This is a genomic window from Aeromonas sp. R2-3 (assembly GCF_040908375.1).
Classification (GTDB): domain Bacteria; phylum Pseudomonadota; class Gammaproteobacteria; order Enterobacterales; family Aeromonadaceae; genus Aeromonas; species Aeromonas veronii.
Genome location: NZ_JBFODP010000003.1, coordinates 1 through 19,380 on the forward strand (window position 1 = coordinate 1; position 19,380 = coordinate 19,380).

At 56.5% G+C, this 19,380-nt stretch carries 16 protein-coding genes and 2 tRNA genes; 8 read left to right on the top strand and 10 right to left on the bottom strand.

What is annotated here, in order from left to right; translation table 11 throughout:
• Window positions 1-62: 62 nt before the first annotated feature.
• Window positions 63-3,875 (top strand): type I secretion C-terminal target domain-containing protein, encoded by a 3,813-nt coding sequence (locus AB5Z02_RS00030; protein ID WP_368214831.1) that lies wholly within the window; start codon window positions 63-65, stop codon window positions 3,873-3,875.
• Between the two features lie 73 nt (window positions 3,876-3,948).
• On the opposite strand, the gene AB5Z02_RS00035 is transcribed toward AB5Z02_RS00030, so the two are convergent.
• Entirely contained in the window at window positions 3,949-4,443 is a 495-nt protein-coding gene (locus tag AB5Z02_RS00035) for a hypothetical protein (RefSeq protein WP_368214834.1), read from the bottom strand.
• Window positions 4,444-4,628: 185 nt separating this feature from the next.
• Between AB5Z02_RS00035 and AB5Z02_RS00040 the strand changes: the two genes are divergently transcribed.
• A complete protein-coding gene (locus AB5Z02_RS00040; protein WP_162517607.1) occupies window positions 4,629-6,584 on the top strand; it encodes an EAL domain-containing protein in 1,956 nt (651 codons plus the stop codon).
• A 63-nt stretch (window positions 6,585-6,647) separates the two neighbouring features.
• On the opposite strand, the gene rraB is transcribed toward AB5Z02_RS00040, so the two are convergent.
• Window positions 6,648-6,983: a ribonuclease E inhibitor RraB gene (rraB, locus tag AB5Z02_RS00045; RefSeq protein WP_026034893.1), complete on the bottom strand. Its 336-nt coding sequence runs from the start codon at window positions 6,981-6,983 to the stop codon at window positions 6,648-6,650.
• Window positions 6,984-7,248: 265 nt separating this feature from the next.
• Here rraB and AB5Z02_RS00050 point away from each other — a divergent pair.
• From AB5Z02_RS00050 to AB5Z02_RS00060, 3 genes are all read left to right on the top strand, one after another.
• Window positions 7,249-7,324 (top strand) — tRNA-Phe (locus AB5Z02_RS00050).
• 4 nt (window positions 7,325-7,328) lie between these two features.
• Window positions 7,329-7,404: transfer RNA gene (locus AB5Z02_RS00055), tRNA-Asn, on the top strand.
• A 426-nt stretch (window positions 7,405-7,830) separates the two neighbouring features.
• Window positions 7,831-9,105, top strand: coding sequence for an alpha/beta hydrolase (locus tag AB5Z02_RS00060; RefSeq protein ID WP_368214837.1), 1,275 nt, complete (start codon window positions 7,831-7,833; stop codon window positions 9,103-9,105).
• Window positions 9,106-9,157: 52 nt separating this feature from the next.
• Here the strand turns inward: AB5Z02_RS00060 and AB5Z02_RS00065 are convergent, their stop codons facing one another.
• Window positions 9,158-10,135 carry a cytochrome-c peroxidase gene (locus AB5Z02_RS00065; RefSeq protein ID WP_064339529.1) on the bottom strand — a complete coding sequence of 326 codons (978 nt, stop codon included), beginning with the start codon at window positions 10,133-10,135 and terminating at the stop codon, window positions 9,158-9,160.
• A 418-nt stretch (window positions 10,136-10,553) separates the two neighbouring features.
• Here AB5Z02_RS00065 and AB5Z02_RS00070 point away from each other — a divergent pair, with 418 nt between their 5' ends.
• Complete coding sequence (locus tag AB5Z02_RS00070) at window positions 10,554-11,279, top strand: carbonic anhydrase family protein (protein ID WP_362787070.1); 726 nt, start codon at window positions 10,554-10,556, stop codon at window positions 11,277-11,279.
• Window positions 11,280-11,365: 86 nt separating this feature from the next.
• On the opposite strand, the gene AB5Z02_RS00075 is transcribed toward AB5Z02_RS00070, so the two are convergent.
• Window positions 11,366-12,274, bottom strand: coding sequence for a pseudouridine-5'-phosphate glycosidase (locus AB5Z02_RS00075; RefSeq protein ID WP_231720084.1), 909 nt, complete (start codon window positions 12,272-12,274; stop codon window positions 11,366-11,368).
• On the bottom strand, window positions 12,268-13,359 hold the full coding sequence (locus AB5Z02_RS00080) for a PfkB family carbohydrate kinase (protein WP_368214839.1): 1,092 nt from the start codon (window positions 13,357-13,359) through the stop codon (window positions 12,268-12,270). The genes AB5Z02_RS00075 and AB5Z02_RS00080 overlap by 7 nt, the downstream gene beginning before the upstream one ends.
• A 204-nt stretch (window positions 13,360-13,563) precedes the next feature.
• Here AB5Z02_RS00080 and AB5Z02_RS00085 point away from each other — a divergent pair, with 204 nt between their 5' ends.
• Window positions 13,564-14,016, top strand: a complete 453-nt coding sequence (locus tag AB5Z02_RS00085; RefSeq protein WP_005335311.1) for an RNA methyltransferase — start codon at window positions 13,564-13,566, stop codon at window positions 14,014-14,016.
• 119 nt (window positions 14,017-14,135) lie between these two features.
• Here the strand turns inward: AB5Z02_RS00085 and AB5Z02_RS00090 are convergent, their stop codons facing one another.
• Window positions 14,136-14,879 (bottom strand): hypothetical protein, encoded by a 744-nt coding sequence (locus AB5Z02_RS00090; protein ID WP_042053953.1) that lies wholly within the window; start codon window positions 14,877-14,879, stop codon window positions 14,136-14,138.
• Window positions 14,880-15,068: 189 nt separating this feature from the next.
• On the opposite strand from AB5Z02_RS00090, the gene AB5Z02_RS00095 reads away from it, so the two are divergent.
• Entirely contained in the window at window positions 15,069-15,500 is a 432-nt protein-coding gene (locus AB5Z02_RS00095) for a universal stress protein (protein ID WP_005335309.1), read from the top strand.
• A gap of 77 nt (window positions 15,501-15,577) precedes the next feature.
• Here the strand turns inward: AB5Z02_RS00095 and AB5Z02_RS00100 are convergent, their stop codons facing one another.
• The 4 genes from AB5Z02_RS00100 to crp form a co-directional block, all read right to left on the bottom strand.
• Entirely contained in the window at window positions 15,578-16,213 is a 636-nt protein-coding gene (locus tag AB5Z02_RS00100) for a murein L,D-transpeptidase catalytic domain family protein (protein ID WP_005354246.1), read from the bottom strand.
• Between the two features lie 174 nt (window positions 16,214-16,387).
• A complete protein-coding gene (locus AB5Z02_RS00105; RefSeq protein WP_231720086.1) occupies window positions 16,388-17,470 on the bottom strand; it encodes a porin in 1,083 nt (360 codons plus the stop codon).
• A gap of 342 nt (window positions 17,471-17,812) precedes the next feature.
• Entirely contained in the window at window positions 17,813-18,613 is an 801-nt protein-coding gene (locus AB5Z02_RS00110; RefSeq protein ID WP_231720087.1) for a putative RNA methyltransferase, read from the bottom strand.
• A 125-nt stretch (window positions 18,614-18,738) separates the two neighbouring features.
• Entirely contained in the window at window positions 18,739-19,377 is a 639-nt protein-coding gene (gene crp, locus AB5Z02_RS00115; protein WP_005335304.1) for a cAMP-activated global transcriptional regulator CRP, read from the bottom strand.
• Window positions 19,378-19,380: the final 3 nt, after the last annotated feature.

Consider the following 19,380-nt stretch of genomic DNA (forward strand, 5'->3'; position numbering starts at 1 on the left):
CGGTCGACTTCACGGCGGGTACCAATGACAAGGGCTATTACGCCATCGTCAATGGTGAAGTGGTGCTGACCCAGGCTGGCGCGGACTTCGTCAATAACGGCGGCACCTTGCCGAAGGTTGATTTGACCGTCTCCGATGGCAAGCTCACCGGTCAGGACGCAGACACCCCGGTCATCACACCGACCAACGACGCGCCCACCATCGACGTGGTCGCCAAGAGCTTCGTCGAGAACAGCGCCAAGGCCGGCGATGTGGCGGCAACCTACACCACCCGGGATGAAGACAACACGGCCAGCGATTTGACCGTGGGCTTCAAGCTGGGCAGCAACGCGGAGGGTTACTACGCGCTGGTGGGCGGCCAGGTGGTGCTGACCGAGAAGGGGGCGGCGCATGTAAACGCGGGCGGCACCTTGCCGGCGGTCGAGCTGACCGTGACCGATCCGGATGGCCTGACGGGTAACGGTAGCGATACGCCGGATGTGACGTTGGTGGACGACGCCCCCACCACCTCCGGCGGTTACTCGCAGGGTGATGAGGACACACTGCTCACCCTGACGTGGGGCCAGTTCAACGCCAGTGATGAAGATACCGCTGCGGACAAGTTGTCGATCAAGATCACCTCGCTGCCGGCGGATGGGCAGTTGCTGTTCAATGGCAATGTCGTTACACAGGCACTGCTGGATGCCGGGTTGGCCATCAGCCAGGCCGATATCGTCGCCGGCAAGCTGCAGTACAAGCCTGATCCGCATGAGGCGAGCGGGTCGGCGGGCAGCGGTGTGAACACGGGTGCGGACGGCAACAAGCTGCGGGATTATGCGTCGTTCGGCTATCAGGTGAGCGACGGGGTAAACAGTAGTGGTAATGCGACCTTTGTGGTCGATATCAAGCCGGTGGTTGACGGCGTGGCGCTAAAGGTTGAGTTGGTGAGTGGCGGGTTTGTGCCGGGGGCGGCGAAGGTAGAACAGATGCTGTCCGACCTGAATGGCAAGACGCCGTCTCCGTCGCCGACTAACAAAGATGATTATCTGGTTTCCAGTAATGGCAGCTGGGTTCAAGGCGGTGTTGGCCATGACACCATCAAATACGGCAGTGGCGATAGCTTCCTGGCCGATGGCGGGGTGGGGAATGATATTCTGATCGGTGGTGCGAGTGATGTTGATTATCTGATCGGTGGCGATGGGGATGACATCTTGATTGGCGGTAAAAATGCTGTTGCGTCGGTCACTCTACATGGCGATGCCGGCAACGATACGCTGATTGCCCAGAGCTTGAAGGCCTCTACCTCATATTATGGTGGCGATGGTCTGGATGTGGCCTATATGCCGGGTTCGATGAAGGATCTCAAGCTGATTAAGCCTAGTGGCTCACAGAGCTTTGATTACAGTCTCGTGTATAAAGACCCGATTAGCGGTGCTTTGACTTACCATGATTTTTACAGCGTTGAGACCCTTTATCTGCAAGATGGCAAGTATGAGTTCAAGGATGGCAACCTGACTAAGGTGGCAGATCTGGCGACCTTGAAGGTTGATGTCGATTTGATCGATACCGATGGCAGCGAACATTTTACCGATCTGACCATCAAGGGATTACCTCAAGGTGCGCTACTTTCAGGCTGCACACTGCAGGCAGATGGTAGTTGGAAGGTGCCGGCCAGCATGCTGGATAGAGACGGGAAATTGTCGCTGCAGGTGGAGTTGCCTGTCGGTAGCCAGAATATCAAGGTCACAGTGGTGGCTGGCTCGCAAGAGTATGATATGGACAGTCAGCCGATAGTCGGTGAAGTGAAATATACCGAAGCGGACACCGGCTTTATGGTCAAGCCCACCACAAACCCGAATGGGGACAATGGTACGTCAGACAAGCCTGTTGAAGGGGGTCGTGGTGATGATGTATTGCTGGGGGATATTGGTGGTATCAAGACCTCGGTTGAGCCGGGTAAAAACTACAATATTGCACTTATTGTAGATACATCAGGCAGTATGATTAATGACCTTGCTGGTCATCAAAATACTACACGGAATTGGGATGGAAGCTGGTATCAGACTCCTGAGCAATATGCTGCGTCTCGTATGAAATTGACGATTGATGCACTCAAAGTGTTAGCGACGCAATTAGCTGGTCATGATGGTATCGTTAATATTGCTCTGATTAGTTTTAATGAGGCTGCTGATGATGCTCTATTTTTCAATGGCTTGAATGCAGCTAATCTAGCTGATTTGATTCAAAACATTAATTCATTGAGAGCTGGTGGTGGAACTAACTACGAGGATGCCTTTATCGAGGCAACCAACTGGTTCAATACCAAGCCCGGTAGCAGTTCCGGATCGACGTTTGAGAACGTTACCTATTTCCTGACCGATGGTGATCCAACAGTTTATAACGGGAACCGCAATCCATCTGAATCAGATGCGATGCAAAAGGCTATCGATGCGTTTGCTCCTTTATCTGGGCATAGCGAGGTCAAGGCGATCGGCATCGGTAATGGCGTGAAGAAGGAAAATCTGGAGTATTTTGACAATACGCAGGTGACTGGCTCAGGCACTAAATATGAGAATGCTCTGTTACTGAATGATTTTTCCAGCAATACGGGGCCATGGAGCGCGAGTAGTTGGAGCCTAGCCGGCGATATCTTTGGGAGTGTCACAAGGGTCGGTAGTCGGTTGGAATTGACGGACAATGCGAAAAACGATGCGTCGGTATTTGCTAGCGAAAAAATGACGTTGGCGGCTGGTAGCGGTCTGCGCTTCGACCTGAGCAAAGGTAGTGATGTCAGCTCCGCAGACAGTTTCTCGGTGCAGCTGGAACGCTGGAACGGTACTGCCTGGGTAAACATCGGTGCTGCGGTGACCTCAGTGGGGACAATCAACAGCGGTGCGCTGGCTGCGGGCGATTACCGTTATGTCTTTACCATAAACGAGTGGGGAAGCTCAGGAACGGCTACCCTGAAGATCGATAACTTGAATAAGGTGATAGGTGGGCGTCCGCCAGTTGGTCAGCCCGACATCATCAATACGGCAGATCAGCTTAAGGCCGTGCTGGTCGGTAGTTCGACCACCAACACTCCTGCCGAAGTGGGGGCCGATGTCCTGCACGGTGGCGCGGGTAACGATATCCTGTTCGGGGATGCCATCAACACTGACAACCTGCCCTGGGGCACGGCCGGTAATCCGGTCAAGCCAGCAGATTGGGTTGATGGCAAGGGGCTGGATGGGCTGACCCAGTTCCTGACCTTGAAAAACGGTTATGCACCCAGCTCCCTTGAGCTTTACGAATACATCAAGGGGAATGCCAAGTCATTTGATGTGGCGGGCGATACCAGAGGGGGGAACGACAAGCTGCATGGTGGTCTTGGGGACGACATCCTGTTCGGGCAGGGCGGTGACGATGAGCTCTATGGTGAAGATGGCAACGATATCCTTTATGGCGGCACTGGCAGTGACAAACTGTATGGTGGTTTGGGTAACGACATTCTGACTGGTGGAGAAGGTAAAGATTTCTTCGTATGGAACCAGGGAGATGCGAGTGCCAGCAGTCCAGCTACTGATGTCATTACTGATTTCAACAAGACGGCCAATAATACCGTCGACTTGAATCAGAAGGATGTTATTGATCTGAGTGACCTGCTTGATTCTGATGGTGGTAAGAGTGAAGCATCTCTGAAAGGGCTGCTCTCAATCTTTGAAGAGAGTGGCAAGGTTCGTTTGGAAGTGAGAGATGACACGCCTCAGCATAATTTGATGCAAACAATTGTGTTGGAAGGACACTCTTTTGCCTCGCTGACAGGCAATGCATATACGGATCAGAGCCAAGCCAGCCAGGTCATCGACTATATGTTGTTGAACAATATGCTGGAGATCTACAAGCCTCATGGCTAACACGAACAGACAGTAGAAAAACAAAAGCGGCAGAGCAATCTGCCGCTTTTTTTATCTTTGCAGGAAAGCGAAATCAGTTGCCGAGGGTGGCGAACAGGCTCTGCTCCAGGGTACCGCGGGAGACACAGACCGGCTTGATGGACGGGGCCGGTACGCGCTCGCCTGAGGATTCAACGAAGAACAGCTCGGTGTTGCCCTTGACGTTGACGGTGGCCACGCTGCTGTTGCCGCTCTGGGTGATGATCAGGTTAATCTGCAGGTTCGGGTTGCCCAGTGCAACTTTGGAACCCATAGTACCGCAGTCCAGCCACTCCAGCCCGTCGGCTGACTGGTTGACGTTGGCGGTCATCAGGCCGGAACCACGCTGGCTGTTTTCGATGGTGAGGCCGTGATCGGTGAACCACTTCTCGGCGCGAGCCCACACCAGATCCACCGGGATCGCCATTTCCTGAGTGTTGTTGGTTGCCTCGGCAATTGGCGGGTTGTAGCGATACTCCTCACCGCCGTTATTGTCACCAGCACAACCAACCAGCAGCAGCGCCAATGCGCTCCCCATAATCTTTTTCATCTTGTTTCTCTCGTCCATATCACCAGGCCATTGGCCAACCGGCGCCTATTATCGCCGGAGCGACAATCTCTGTCAGCAACCATCCAGCGTTCGATGTTATGGGGAGGTGATCGGGGTGCTTTACAAAATTGGTTTGCTATCATAGATTTGCTCGAAATTCCTCCATAAGCACCCCTGTGACTAACATGCTCACCCCGGATCTGCTGCAGCAGATCATCGACCAATTGCCAATGAGTATCTTCTGTCGGGATAGTCATGGGCGTTACCTGTTCGCCAATCGTGAGTTCGCCCGTGAAGCCAAGCTGGAGTCGCCTGCCGAGGTTGTCGGCAAGACAGATGCAGAGATGCCCTGGGGCGATCTCTTTCGCAGTGAGGATGAGCAGCTGCTTGCCGGAGGCGTGCCGATGCTGTATCAGCAGCTCCATTGCAACCGGGGCGGGAATACCTGCTGGATGGAGGTGCACAAGGTGCCTCTTTACACCCCGCAGGGGGAAGCTTGCGCAGTGTTCGGTGTGGTTAACGAGATTGCCCAGCGTAAGAGCCTGGAACAAACGGTCAAAAAGCAGCAGTTGTTGCAGCGTTTTCTGCTCGATGCCATTCCTGACCTGATCCGTTTCGATGATCACAACGGGGTGTTGCTGGAGTGCAATCAGGCGTTTCTCGACTTTATCGGCCAAGGGGCGGATGAGGTGCTGGGTCAGCAACTGCCGTTCCGGTTGGCGGCGCCGCAGGGGATGGGTCATGGCGAGTGTTGTCTGCTGGATGCCAGCGGGCAGGGGCGACACATGGAGATCACCCGGGTCGATGTCCCCGATGGTGATGGTCACTCTCTCGGGATCCTGACGCTGGGGCGTGACATCACCGGCCTGCGCACCACTCAGGCGCAGTTGCAGCAGGAGCAGCACTACGACAGTCTGACCGGGCTGCTCAAACTCTCCCGGTTCTTGCAGACCAGCCGCCATCTTGGGGGACGCAGTGCCACATTGGTGCTGGTCGATCTGCACCATTTTCGTGAGATCAACGATCGCTTCGGGATCCGGATTGCCGACCGCCTGCTCAGCCAGGTGGCCAAGCGGTTGCAGCAGTTGGTACCGCCGCGTTCCCTGCTCTGTCGGGTCGCTGCCGATGACTTCAGCCTGCTGCTGCCGGACTTCAACGAGCCATTGCAGGGGTGGAGCCAGCATCTGCAGCAGCAGTTGATGGAGCACTATCAGGTGGAAGATCATCGCATCCAGATCCCGGTGTTTCTCGGGCTGGCTCAGGGGCGGGCAAGCGATGCCGAGCGGTTGCTCAGTCATGCCGAGGCTGCGCTGGCGCAGGGCAAACGGCAGCAGCAGTACTGCACCCTGTTTGATCCCGAGCTGCATGCCCGGCTCAAGCGACGTCAGCTGATCGCCGCCCAGTTGCCGCTCGCTATCAAGTCCGCCCAGCTGGTTGCCGTCTATCAGCCCATCATCTGTACCCGCACTCACCGGCTGCATGGCGCCGAGCTGCTCTGTCGCTGGCCCCATCCCGAGCTTGGGATGATCTCCCCCGACGAATTCATTCCGTTGGCGGAAGAGATGGGGATCATCGGTCAACTGGGCCAGCTGATGCTGGAGCAGGGCTGTGCCCAGCTGGCGCAGTGGCAAACTGCGCAGCCGGATATGGTGCTCTCCATCAACCTCTCGCCGCTGCAGTTCCGTGACCCGGCGCTCTGTGAGCGGGTCTCTGCCTGCATCGCTCGCCATGGTCTCAAGGCTAGTCAGCTGGAGCTGGAGATCACCGAAGGGGTACTGATGGAGAATGCAGACGAGATTGAGACCAACCTCGACAACCTGATCGCCGCCGGTTTTCAGTTGGCCATCGACGACTTTGGTACCGGTTACTGCTCGCTGGCCTATCTGCCGCGTTTGCAGGTGGCGACCCTCAAGCTAGATCGCAGCTTCACTCAGGGGCTCGCCAGCAATAGCGCGACCACCGCTATCGTGCGGTCAGTTATCGGGTTGGGCCATGAGCTGGGGATCCGGATCACTGCCGAAGGGGTAGAGACACCCGAGCAGCAGTTGTGGCTGACCGAGGCGGGGTGTGATCGGCTCCAGGGCTATCTGTTCAGTCGCCCCCTGCCGCCGGCGGAGTTCGCTGCCAGCTATCTGGCGTGAGAGATCGTCAGAAACAACAAGGCCACCCCAAGGTGGCCTTGTTGTTTTACGATGGAGGCAGGATCAATCCTGGAAGTAGGTGCCCCAACCATCGTAATCCACCCCATATTTTTCCAGGATGGGCAGCATCTTGGCGATATCGGCGACGATCGCTTCGACATTCAGCTTGCACTCGATGGTGGCATCGAAGCAGAAGATGGTGGCGCCGTCATCCAGTTCCATCTCTTCGGCATCGGTCACTTCAAAACCAGCCTTGAACAGGTCAACCGCTGCTTTTTCCAGACGGTCGAAATCCTGGCAGGCGAAGTGGTGCTCGATATCGTAATCCGCATCGGGATTGCTGCCATCGGCCAGCAGTTCGTTGACGATCTCGGTGGTCTCATCACGCCACTCTTGCATATTCAGACTCATGTTGCCTCCAGGCGGTATCATTGCGGCAAAGCATACTCGCAGAGTGGATTCGGCTCAATGCGGCGGACCCACTGAACCTCGAATTTCCATCATATTGGCGCAGCCTGCAGGGTGTTCAGAGGCCAGCAAGTATGGCAAACAGGACTGAAGTGGATAATAAATGGTCGCTTCGTTCGGTTGTTGAGCGAACGCGCTTTTTATCGTGCCATCATGGTTGACACTCTGCGCTGGAAAGGGTTTAATGCGCGCCGTTGCCCAGATAGCTCAGTCGGTAGAGCAGGGGATTGAAAATCCCCGTGTCGGCGGTTCGATTCCGTCTCTGGGCACCACAATTCCTCCTTAGTTCAGTCGGTAGAACGGCGGACTGTTAATCCGTATGTCACTGGTTCAAGTCCAGTAGGAGGAGCCAAATTCGAAAAGCCCGCTCAATCGAGCGGGCTTTTTCATTTCTAGTTGCTGTTACATGCTGCCAAAAAGAGCGTCGCGCCACAGGTGGCACTGAACAGCAGCATTCCGGTCTGCAACATGCTGCCAGGGCATGGCTTCTTCTCTCTTTTTCTGGCCCTGATCCACTTCGGTTTCATCACATTCCCTTATCCATTTTGTCGGCCTGAATGGCTGCACTCCTGTGCAGGCGAGCCATCTTTGTTGAATGGCGCCATGGCGTCAATCTCCCCCGCAAAACAATTAATTCAGCACCGTTGAAGAGCGGCTTGTCTGGTGATGTTTCGACCTTTAAGCCATTGTTAACATTTTGGAAAACCGGAGTGACCCTGTGGCTGGGCGAGGATATGATGGGGTCAATGATGTTCCCATCCTGACGGAGAGACCCCAGATGAACAGCCCCTTGAGCTATGTACTGGACGGCATTCATTGCGAGCCGCACTTTTTTACCGTTCCCCTCGATCATGGTGAGCCGGATGGTGACAGCATTACCCTGTTTGCCCGTACCCTCTGCCGTAAAGATAAGCTCGATGAGAAGTTGCCTTGGCTGCTGTTTCTGCAAGGGGGGCCGGGATTCGGGGCGCCGCGCCCGACGGCCAACAGTGGTTGGCTCAAGCGGGCGTTGCAGGAGTTCAGAGTGCTGCTGCTGGATCAGCGGGGCACCGGGATGTCGAGCCCCATTCACGGGCAGATTCTGGCCAAAATGACACCGACCGAGCAGGCGGAGTATCTCGGCCATTTTCGCGCCGACAGCATAGTGCAAGATGCCGAGTTCATCCGGCAGGAGCTCAGCCCCAAGCATCGCTGGAGCCTGCTTGGTCAGAGCTTTGGCGGTTTTTGCTGCCTGACCTATCTCTCGCTCTTCCCCGATAGCCTGCGGGAGGTCTATATCACCGGCGGTATCGCACCGATCGGCCGCAGTGCCGAGGAGGTCTACCGCGCCACCTATCAGCGGGTGGCTGACAAGAACCGAGCCTTCTTCGCCCGCTTCCCCCACGCTCAGGGGATTGCCAACCGGTTGGCCAACCATCTGCACCAGCACGATGTGCGACTTCCCAATGGCCAGCGCCTTACGGTGGAGCAGTTCCAGCAGCAAGGGCTGGATCTCGGCGCTACGGGTGCCTTTGAGGAGCTTTATTACCTGCTGGAAGAGGCCTTTATCGGTGACAAGCTGAGCCCGGCCTTTCTTTATCAGGTGCAGAGTATGCAGCCATTCAATACCAACCCGCTGTTTGCCATCCTGCACGAGGCTATCTACGCCGAAGGGAAGGCGACTCGCTGGGCGGCGGATCGGGTCAGAGTGGAATTCCCGGCGGTGAACTGGGCACCCGGCAAGGATTTCGCCTTCACCGGCGAGATGGTTTACCCCTGGATGTTCGAGCAGTACCGCGAGTTGCTGCCCCTGAAAGAGGCGGCCCATCTGCTGGCCAACAAGGCGGACTGGGGGGCGCTCTATGACCCGGCACAACTGGCCCGCAACCAGGTGCCGGTAGCCTGCGCCGTCTATGCCGAGGATATGTATGTGGAGTTTGACTACAGTCGCGAAACTCTGCGTGGTCTTGGCAACAGTCGCGCCTGGATCACGAATGAGTATGAGCACAACGGTTTGCGTGCCGATGGTGAGGCGATTCTTGATCGTCTGATCACCCTGAATCGGGATCGCTGAATCGTCCGGTAAGGTAGCAGACAACAGGGGCCACGGCCCCTGTTGTTTTTTATCAGCTTTTTACCTCTGGTTTGGGGGTATCAGGTTGTGACGGTGGGAGTTGTGGCAACACGATCTGCGGCTGCTCACCGGTCAGGCTCTTGAGGTAGGCAGTCATATCTTCGGCTTCCTGATCTGTGAGGCGCTGCCCCAGCTGGATATCAGCCATGATCTGGACTGCCTCTTTCAGATCCCATACTGCACCATCGTGGAAGTAGGGATAAGTCAGCTCGATATTACGCAGGGTGGGTACCTTGAACCAGCCGATGAACTGCTTCTCTCCGGTGACGGCACCGCGACCCTGAGCCGGGTTGTCCGTTTTGTAACTCTTGACCAGTCCCATCTTCTGATAAGAGTTGCCGCCGATAGCGACCCCGTTGTGGCATGCCGTGCATCCTTTGGCTTTGAACAGCTCATACCCTTTCAGCTGTTGTGCGGTCAGTGCCTTGCTATCCCCTTTCAACCAGCGGTCAAACGGGGCATTGGGGGTAACCAGGGTCTCTTCAAAAGCAGCGATGGCATCGGTGACCTCGTCAATGCCGAAGTTGTCCTTGCCATAAACGGCGCTGAAGCGGGTACGATAGCCAGGCAGGGTATGCAGAGTTTCGACCGCCAGATTGTGGGTAAATGCCATCTCCAGTGGGTTGGCGATGGGGCCCGCCGCCTGCTCTTTCAGATCCTTGGCGCGACCATCCCAGAACTGCACGAAGTTGAGGCTGGAGTTGAGTACGGTCGGTGAATTAATAGGGCCCACTTTCCATTTATGGCCGAGTGAGCTGACTTGATTATCCACCCCTCCGGTCGCCAGGTTATGGCAGGAGTTACAAGAGATTGCGCCGGATTTGGAGAGTCTTGGCTCGAAAAACAGCATCTTGCCCAACTCGACTTTTTCCGGGTTTGTCACCTTGGCTGGTTCCACGGGCTGTATGGGTTCATTCGCCCAACCGGCACCGGGTAATATCAGTGCCACTAGCAAACAATATTTTCTCATTGCGTCATCTCCCTTGAAGCTGTTTATGCCAGCAAGACAAGGATGACGTCAAAGCGCTGTTCATTAATTGATCAAAATCAGCCTTGCTTGATTATTTACAATAAAAACAATCATATATGATTTGTTGGCAAAATGGGGGCAGGATAATTAAGAGGAGAGTATGGAGTTAGCATCATGTCTGGATTATGTGCGAAGCAAAGAAAATGAACAGGCGATTAATTAGATTGCTGTCATTGAATAAAGCGATTATTCAATATGCTTTGCCATTCTGCCGTTAAATAAATACCTATCAAATGCATCATTAATAATAAACCGACAGGATGAGCAAATTGTACCCTGCGTTTCAACACCCTCTGTCGTCTTGTTCTTTGGAGCGGCGCCGGATGGTCGTGCTTTTCAATCAAGATAAGGATGTATGATGAGAAAGTCTCTGTTGGCCTGCTCCCTGTTGCTGTGCCCTGTCGTGTTTGCTGCCACCCCCCATTGGGAATATAGCGGTGAGGCGGGGCCTGGCCACTGGGCCAAGCTGACCCCGGAGTTTGGCCAGTGTGCGGGCAGCAATCAGTCGCCGGTTGACCTGAGCGGATTGGTCGAGGCCAAACTGGCCCCGCTGGTACTCCACTATCAGGCGGGTGGCAACACAGTGGTCAACAACGGTCACACCGTGCAGGTCGGTTATGCCCCGGGTAGCACCTTGCAACTCGATGGCACCACGTTTGAGCTCAAGCAGTTCCACTTCCACGCCCCGAGTGAAAACCTCATCGAGGGCAAATCTTATCCGCTGGAAGGGCATCTGGTGCACGTCAGTGACAAGGGGGAGATCGCAGTGGTGGCGGTGATGTTCGAGGCTGGCAAGGCCAATCCGGCACTGACGGCAGCCTGGGGTGAATTACCGGCCAAGGTGGGCGATATCCACACTCTCAAGGCGCCGCTCGCTGCGGAACAACTGCTGCCCGAGAGCCGCGACTACTACCGCTTCAGCGGTTCCCTCACCACGCCGCCCTGCTCGGAAGGGGTGCGTTGGCTGGTGATGAAGCAGCCGGTCGAGGTCAGTCAGGCCCAGATCGACGCCTTCAAGGCGGTGATGCACCATCCCAACAACCGGCCAGTGCAACCGCTCAATGGACGCGTGGTACTGCAATAACACTGTGTTGCAATAGCGCAGTAGATAGCAAACACAACAAGAGGGCCGTCAGGCCCTCTTTTACATGGCGAGGTATTGGCGTGCGATCAGAGGCTGGCGGCGATGCGGGCACCGAGGGCCGCGTTGTTCAGTACCAGCTGTATATTGGCCGCCAGCGAGTTGCCGCCAGTCAGCTCGCAGACGCGGGCCAGCAGGAAGGGGGTAGACGCTTTGCCCTTGATCCCCTGCTCATCGGCTTCATGGAGCGCTTGGGCAATGGCTGCGTCGATATCGGCTTTTGGCATAGCGTGTGCGCTCGGGATGGGGTTGGCCACCACGGCGCCGCCCGCCAGTCCCAGCTCCCACTTGAGGCGCAGCGCCTCGGCGATGGCTGCCGGGGTATCGAGGCGATAATCGACCTTGAAGCCGCTCTCGCGGGTGTAGAAGGCGGGCAGCTCCTCGGTTTGATAGCCGATCACCGGTACGCCCTGGGTCTCCAGATACTCCAGCGTCAGGCCGATATCGAGGATCGATTTGGCGCCGGCGCAGACTACGGCCACCGGCGTTTGTGCCAGCTCCTGCAGATCGGCCGAGATATCGAAGGTCTCCTGCGCCCCGCGATGTACCCCGCCGATCCCGCCGGTGGCAAAGACCCGGATCCCCGCCATGGCGGCGATGATCATGGTGGAGGCGACCGTGGTGGCCCCCATCCCTTTGCGCGCCAGTACGAACGGAATGTCGCGGCGGCTGCACTTGGTCACGCTGTGGCCTGCCCGGCCGAGCGCTTCCAGTGCACCCGCATCGAGACCCACCTTGAGGCGGCCGTCGAGGATGGCGATGGTGGCTGGGATGGCGCCGTTGTCGCGCACCACCTGTTCAACCTGACGGGCTGTCTCCACGTTCTGCGGATAGGGCATGCCGTGGGAGATGATGGTGGATTCGAGGGCAACCACCGGTTTGCCGGCGGCCAGCGCGGCAGCAACTTCCGGTTGGATATCGAGGTAAGCGTTCAGCATGAGTACTCCTCCAGTATGCGGTCAACGGCGGTCTTGCTCAGACCGGAAAAAACGGTATCGGAACAATTGACGGTGAGGGCGGCACAGCCCAAGGCAAAGCGGGTGGTTTGGGCTATGTCGAGCTCTTGCAGCCAGGCGTGGGCGAGACCAGCCATAAAGGCATCCCCGCCGCCGGTGACGTTGAGCACCGGACTGCCCAGCACCGGCAGGTGGCCCTGTTGCTCGCCATCGCTGTAGAAGATCCCCTGTTCACCCAGACTGAGGAACAGTCGTTTGATCCCGGCGCGGTGGAACCAAGCGGCCACCATAGGCCAGGTTTCGGGCCCGGCGATGGTCATGCCGCACAGCTGCTCAGCCTCGCTTCGATTGGGTTTGAGGGTGTGGATCTTGCCGAGCCAGGGGCGGATCTTCTCCACCTTGGCCACCGAGACGGTATCGACAAAAATGGCGTGATCACCCTGCCGTTCGAACAGCCAGTCGAGGGTGTGGATGGCCAGATTGGTATCGAGCACCCAGAGCCGGGCACCGCCGAGAAAGCCTGCGAGGGGGGTCAGGCGGGCAGGGGTGAGCTGCTCTATGATGGCCATGTCATTGATAGCGCAGCTCATTTCGCCGCTGCCATCATGCAGGCTGAGATAACAGGAGGTGGCGTGGCCATCGAGCACCAGAGTCTGGCGCACATCGACGCCGGCCCGCTGGCTCACTTCCAATAGATGGTGGCCATACTGGTCGTTGCCGACCGCGGTCAGCAGCCGGGTGTCGCTGCCGAGCCGCGCCAGATTCTCGGCGATATTGCGGCCAACACCACCGGCCGAGGTGCGCACCTTGCCCGGGTTGGAGTCGCCGAGCAGCAGGTTGTCGTGGCTGGTGCCGCAAATATCCATATTGGCACCACCGATCACCACCACGTAGGGGCCTTCTCGCAGTACATAACCTCTGCCTTGCACATATCCCTGCCGGATCAGGCTGGAGATGTGGCTGGCCAGCGCAGAGCGGCTGATGCCGAGGCGATCGGCCAGCTCCTGCTGGGCAATCATGGGATCCTGACGCAGCAGGGCTAGGATCTCTTGTTCACGCTCAGTCATAGACAAACATCCATTTACAAACGTTTGTCCATTATTGCTGGGAAACGTTTGCCGGCTATCGGTTTGTACAAAATTTGTCGGCTTGCGCACAAAAAATCGACATTCAAAGCTGGGTTGGCAAGCGGTTTAGCTGGGGAGGGGACTTTTAACGGGTCGGTGGCCCTGCAACGGCTTATAATGGCCGCCGCAAGATGAGGAGAGATGATGGAAAAGAGTGCATTCTGCTGCGTGGGGTTGGTCAATCCCAAGTCTCCGGAAAATGTCGGCTCCGTGATGCGGGCTGCGGGTTGTTACGGGGTGGATGAGGTCTACTACACCGGCAACCGCTTCGAGTTGGCGCGCCGCTTTGCCACCGATACCAAGCAGATGGTGGAGAAGATCCCGCTGCTCGGGGTGGATGATCTGATGGCGTTTATCCCGCAGGGATGCGTGCCCGTGGTGGTCGATTTGATCGACGGCGCTACGCCGCTCCCCGACTATGTCCATCCGGAACGCGCTTTTTATATCTTCGGGCCGGAGGATGGCACGCTCGATCCCGCCCTCTATGGCGCGGTGAAAGATGTGGTCTATGTGCCGACTCAGGGCTGCATGAATCTGGCCGCCTCGGTCAATGTGATCCTCTATGACCGCTTGGCTAAGGGGTTCCGGCAACCCTGAGTTGTGGCGTGGCTACGGTGACTCAAACCACAATGGAAAGGTGTTGCTCATGGGCAGGTTGCTGGCGGTGGCCGCTGTTGACGGGGCTGCGGCATCCTTCTCTTTCCCCTATGGTGGGATCATTTTTCGCTGGCCTTGACCGCCTGCTCCTCGAGAAAGTCGCGGTAGTATTCATAGAGGTGATAATGGCGATATATCTCGGCCAGCGTGCCGCGACGGATCAGATTCACCATCTCCTGATCCCACAGCTGCAGTAGCCGGTCGCCCTGCTCGGTATCGGCAAAAATGGGGTAAGTCGGTATCCAGCGCAAAATGGTGCGGTACATATTGGCCGGGGTCTCATCGGCTGCATGGAGCACGCCAGCGGTCAGGTAATAGCGATAGCGCCCCTTGCCAATCAGCTGCAGGGCCATCTCATGGTTGTCGATCTCGTGCCATCGCATGGTGACCGGAAGATATTTATCCAGCACCCATCCTCGCCGCCAGAGCACGGTCTCTCCCTCCAGACTGCGCTCTCCCCGCCATTGTGGCTGCCACTGCTTGAGCATGAAGACGGTCACATCATCTGCGGAGGCTGGCTGACGGGGCTGTTTGACCCCCTTGATCTCGTCCAGATAGACACTCATCGCCATATCCCCCTCTTGCTTGGCTATCATGGCGACGGCGCGTTTGTAGGGCACGATATGGGGCACGATCTGGTAGCCATGGGGTTGGTAGATGGTTCGCACCAGATCGAGATAGATACCGCGGCCATCCGGTTGGCAGAAACCGGGCCAGCCATCGCAATAGACGTGAATATCGGCTGTGCGAGCGTGGGCGATCGCACACAGAGAGCAAAGCAGCAAACAACCGATGCGCAGCATGGTCAGCATTATCCTCGCAGGGGTGAGGAGAGCATTTATCACCTGATTTATACCATGCCATTGATAGTGGCGGGCGGAGAAAACATTCCGCATCTCCATTTTGCGACAGGGTCGAGGGTTATTTGCGGTCGGATCGTTATGATCGAGTAAAGATTCAATAGCACCCCAATCAGTAGAGGAGACTGCATTATGCCATCGATCAAGACTCTGCTCTGTCCAGTCGATTTTTCCCAAATGTCTCGCGCGGTACTCGACTATGCCGTTTTTATGGCACAGAGCCATCAGGCCCAGCTCAAGCTGATCCACGTGGTTGATCAACTGCACGGTTTCGACAGCTACAAGATCCTGCATATGACGGCCATCGAGATAACCCACGAGATGGAGCGTCAGGCCAGAACCCAGCTCAAAGAGCTGGTTGCCACCCTGCCGATCCCGGCCACCTTTGATATTCGCTTTGGCCGCGCCGCCGATGAAATTGTCATTCAGGCCAAGGAAGATGAAGTTGAGCTGATCGTGATGGGCAGCCACGGCCGCTCCGGTATCAGCCATCTGCTGGTAGGCAGTGTCGCCGAGTCTGTGGTGCGTCATGCACCCTGTCCGGTACTGGTGGTGCGCCAATAACGGACCACGTTTAGTGTGAAAAGCGTAACAAACAAGGCCAGCGATTGCTGGCCTTGCGTTTTCTGGTGTTGTGCCCGCTAGCCGTGGGCGTAGATGACACTCCCCCCCTTGATGGTATCTATGATGGCTCTGGCTTGCTCTTTGGGCAGGGCGGGGCAACCCCAACTGCGGCCCAGCTTGTCATATTTGCGCAGATGGGTCGGGCTGGCATAGGCGGCGCCATGTACTACGATGGCACGCTTGCGGGCATTGCTGTTCTTGCCGGGGCTGAGTCCGTCCAGCCGCAGGGAGTAGCCATGCTTGCCCAGATAGGTTTCTGCGGTGCGATAGACGCCAAGGGAACTTTGGCGGGAGTTGAGCTGGTTGGAAAAGTGTTTTGCTGCCAGTTCACCTGAGTTGCGGCCATGACTGACCCAGGTGTGATAGAGCAGCTTGTGGCGTTTCATATCGATGACAAACAGCCTGCGCTGGGTGGATGGCTTGCTGTAATCGATGATGGTGAGAATGGGTTTGCGTTTGTGGCGCACAGTTTGATAACTGTTGAGTGCCTGACGAAAGGTCTGTTTATCCAGCTTGCCGGCCAGACCCAGTTGACGATAGAGGCTCTGATCCCAGCTGGCATCTGCCGTACTGCTCCAGATGAGCGATATCAACAGCAGTGGCAACAGCAGCCACCCGCGTTGCCAGTCTATGTTCCCGCGCGCTTGTCTCATCCGTGAATATCTCCTTGTCACTCCCTGTCAACGACGCGGATATTGCCATCAATCCGCTCGATAGTTATATGCAAGGTGCTGAAAAGGCGCAATAAAAAAACCGGCCGCAGAGCGGCCGGAAGTAATTCAAACAGTAGACATTGGTATCACAGGGTATAACTGACTTCCAATTACTTAGAAGTTGTACTGCAGGGCAACCGCGACTACGTCGTCGGTGTTCTGGCCCAGAGAGTTGGTGGACTTGCCATTTACGGAGTCCAGCAGGTTCAGCTTGTAATCAACGTAGGCGTTGAAGTTCTCGGTGAAGTTGTACCAGGCACCGATAGATACGTACTCGGTGTAGGTATCATCGATACCGTGAGCGGAGTCTTTCACGTCAGTGCGCAGGTAGGCCAGAGAAGGTTTGAACTTGCCGATGGTGTACTGGGCTACAGCTTCGTAACCGTCGTGCTTCTCAGCGTAGCCGTTGTTCACGAACAGGTGGTTCTCACCGTGGGAGTAGGTTGCAGCCAGGTAGAGGTCACCTACAGCGTACTTGGCACCAAAGCCCATCAGCTTGGCATCCTTGTCGCCACCGAAGGCAGCGAATTGAGCTTGTTCATCGGTCTTGCCAGCCTGGTTGTAGGCAGCTGACAGGCCCAGACCCATATCGAAGTCATAGGAGGCAGCTACAGCAAAACCTTCTTTGGAACCTTTCTTGTTCCAAGTTGTGCCATTGGTGTTGAAGTTGGAGCGATCGGCATTCTGCGGATCATTGTTGCCGGTGAACTGGGCACCCAGGGTCAGGCCATTGTAGGTGTACAGGTACTGGGCCAGACCGTTGGTACGGCCGGTACCGAATACTTCGGTGCCTTTACCCAGGCCGTCACCGCCCCACTCGGGCAGTACGTCGGTGTAGTCGTTCACGATGCGGAACAGACCATCCTGACGACCGTAGCTGAATGCGCCGAAACGATCGTGCTTGATGCCGGCATAGGCATAACGCAGCTCGTCGTTGTCAGAACCGGAAGTCGGCAGGTTGTACTCGGCAAAGCCGAACGCCTTCATTTCGGGGGCGATCTTGGTTTCACCGCGCATGTTTACACGGAAATAGCTCTGGTCGCCTTCGGAGCCGTTGTCGTCAGTGCCGTAGTACATGCCCTGAGCACGGCCACCGATCTCCAGCTTGGTATCGTTCTGGTTGTAAACGGTAGCAGCATGGGCGCCGCTCGCCAGCAGCAGGCTGGAGATGGCAATAGTCAGTGCAGACTTCTTCATATGCGTTATTCCTCTGATGTAAACACTTCCGAACTTGTTGTCGGTTCTGTGAAATCGGAAATGGTCCGATAGCCACACGGTAGGCGCCCCAACCTTGACTGGGGCTGAATCCATCGTTGTTTAATTAAGGTGGCGAGGTCGTTATCAAGACTGGATGTGACGGTTTTTGACAAGATAAAAAGAGATTAAATTCAATGAATTATTTTCTAGTGACTTTTTTGACATCAAGACTGTTCTAAGCAACAAGGTCGATGGCTCAAGTTGTGAGCTATATCACACAGGGGAGAATGGGGCGGGGCGGGAAAAACGGGGCGGGAGCCTTGCAAGGCTCCCCCCCAGTGATCAGATGGGCTTTTGCCACAGGGTCAGCAGCAGATCCTGTTCCAGTTCATTCGGGCCCTGTTGAGCGAAAGCGTGACGCTGCTCACCGGTTGCCCGCCAGCCAAGACGGCTGGTCTCCAGAATAAAGCTGCGCATGGCCTGATCCATGGTGAGGCTGAACTGGCAGCGTTGTTGAGTCACCGGATTGAGGCCGCCGAGGGTTGGCCAGCTGAGGGGGTGTTCCATGCTCACCGGGTTGAGGCTGACCCGCAGTTGCCACTGATGACGGGGGCCCGGCTGCAGATAGAGCAGATAGCCACCGGGGGCCAGCCAGCTGACCAGCTGTTCGGTCTTGACCTTGAGATCGTTGACCAGCAGCACCTGCACCGAGCCCGGTTGCAACGGCGCGCGAGCGGGATCGGCAATGACAAACTGGCCGTCCGGCTGTGCTTTTTTGGCGGCAAAGATGGTGTTCTTGGCGATATCAACCCCAGCAAACTGCCAGCCGGGCAGGCGATCTGCCAGCGCGCGGCAGTAGTAGCCTTCACCGCACCCAAGATGGACCAGCTCTTGTGAGGCCAGCGGAGCGAGCAGGCCGGCCATTGCCTCAACCAGCGGCAGTTGGTGGCCGGCTTCCAGGAAATGGTGCTTGGCGCGCATCAGGGCACGGCTGTCGCTGTCTTTGGGGTTTTTCTTGCCGGGGATGAGATCCAGATAACCTTCTGGTGCCGGATCGAAGTGATGCTTGTTGTCGCAATAGCGCCCCTGGGAGGCTTCATGAAGATGGAGCGGACTGCGGCAGCGGGGACATTGAAGGTGCATAGTAACTCTCTGGGCGAATGCCGGAACAGTGAAGGGCGTTCGGGATTATAGGGGAGAGGATCAAAAAAGGCTGCCGTAGCAGCCTTTTTTATCCCAAGGCCTCAGTCAGGCCTGCGGACGGATCATCAGCGAGTGCCAAATACCACAATGGTCTTGCCGTGAGCAGAGATGAGCTCCTGCTCTTCCAGCATCTTCAGGATGCGGCCCACGGTTTCACGAGAGCAGCCGACGATCTGGCCGATTTCCTGACGTGTGATCTTGATCTGCATGCCATCCGGGTGGGTCATGGCATCCGGCTGTTTGGCCAGGTTGAGCAGGGTCTGGGCGATCCGGCCGGTCACATCCAGGAAGGCGAGGTTACCCACTTTCTGGCTGGTGTGTTGCAGGCGCTTGGCCATCTGGCCAGAGAGACGCATCAGAATGTCCGGGTTGACCTGGATCAGCTGGCGGAACTTCTTGTAGGAGATCTCTGCCACTTCGCAAGAGCCTTTGGCGCGAACCCAGGCGGAGCGCTCGGGATTCTCGTTCTCCTCGAACATCCCCATCTCGCCCAGGAAATCGCCCTGGTTCAGATAGGAGAGGATCATCTCTTTGCCCTCATCGTCCTTGATCAAGACGGCCACAGTGCCCTTGACGATGTAGTAGAGGGTCTCCGCTTTTTCACCCGCATGGATCAGGGTGCTCTTGGCGGGATACTTATGAATGTGGCAGTGCGACAAGAACCATTCCAGGGTGGGATCGCTTTGCGGTTTGCCAATGACCATGAG

Excerpts from the sequence above, each read along its gene's own strand:
- AB5Z02_RS00040 (WP_162517607.1), top strand. The coding sequence starts at position 4,629 with ATGCTCACCCCGGATCTGCTGCAGCAGATCATCGACCAATTGCCAATG.
- AB5Z02_RS00065 (WP_064339529.1), bottom strand. The coding sequence starts at position 10,135 with ATGAGAAAATATTGTTTGCTAGTGGCACTGATATTACCCGGTGCCGGT.
- AB5Z02_RS00070 (WP_362787070.1), top strand. The coding sequence starts at position 10,554 with ATGAGAAAGTCTCTGTTGGCCTGCTCCCTGTTGCTGTGCCCTGTCGTG.
- AB5Z02_RS00060 (WP_368214837.1), top strand. The coding sequence starts at position 7,831 with ATGAACAGCCCCTTGAGCTATGTACTGGACGGCATTCATTGCGAGCCG.
- AB5Z02_RS00095 (WP_005335309.1), top strand. The coding sequence starts at position 15,069 with ATGCCATCGATCAAGACTCTGCTCTGTCCAGTCGATTTTTCCCAAATG.
- AB5Z02_RS00090 (WP_042053953.1), bottom strand. The coding sequence starts at position 14,879 with ATGCTGCGCATCGGTTGTTTGCTGCTTTGCTCTCTGTGTGCGATCGCC.
- AB5Z02_RS00075 (WP_231720084.1), bottom strand. The coding sequence starts at position 12,274 with ATGCTGAACGCTTACCTCGATATCCAACCGGAAGTTGCTGCCGCGCTG.
- AB5Z02_RS00105 (WP_231720086.1), bottom strand. The coding sequence starts at position 17,470 with ATGAAGAAGTCTGCACTGACTATTGCCATCTCCAGCCTGCTGCTGGCG.
- crp (WP_005335304.1), bottom strand. The coding sequence starts at position 19,377 with ATGGTCATTGGCAAACCGCAAAGCGATCCCACCCTGGAATGGTTCTTG.
- rraB (WP_026034893.1), bottom strand. The coding sequence starts at position 6,983 with ATGCAAGAGTGGCGTGATGAGACCACCGAGATCGTCAACGAACTGCTG.
- AB5Z02_RS00035 (WP_368214834.1), bottom strand. The coding sequence starts at position 4,443 with ATGAAAAAGATTATGGGGAGCGCATTGGCGCTGCTGCTGGTTGGTTGT.
- AB5Z02_RS00110 (WP_231720087.1), bottom strand. The coding sequence starts at position 18,613 with ATGCACCTTCAATGTCCCCGCTGCCGCAGTCCGCTCCATCTTCATGAA.
- AB5Z02_RS00085 (WP_005335311.1), top strand. The coding sequence starts at position 13,564 with ATGGAAAAGAGTGCATTCTGCTGCGTGGGGTTGGTCAATCCCAAGTCT.
- AB5Z02_RS00100 (WP_005354246.1), bottom strand. The coding sequence starts at position 16,213 with ATGAGACAAGCGCGCGGGAACATAGACTGGCAACGCGGGTGGCTGCTG.
- AB5Z02_RS00080 (WP_368214839.1), bottom strand. The coding sequence starts at position 13,359 with ATGACTGAGCGTGAACAAGAGATCCTAGCCCTGCTGCGTCAGGATCCC.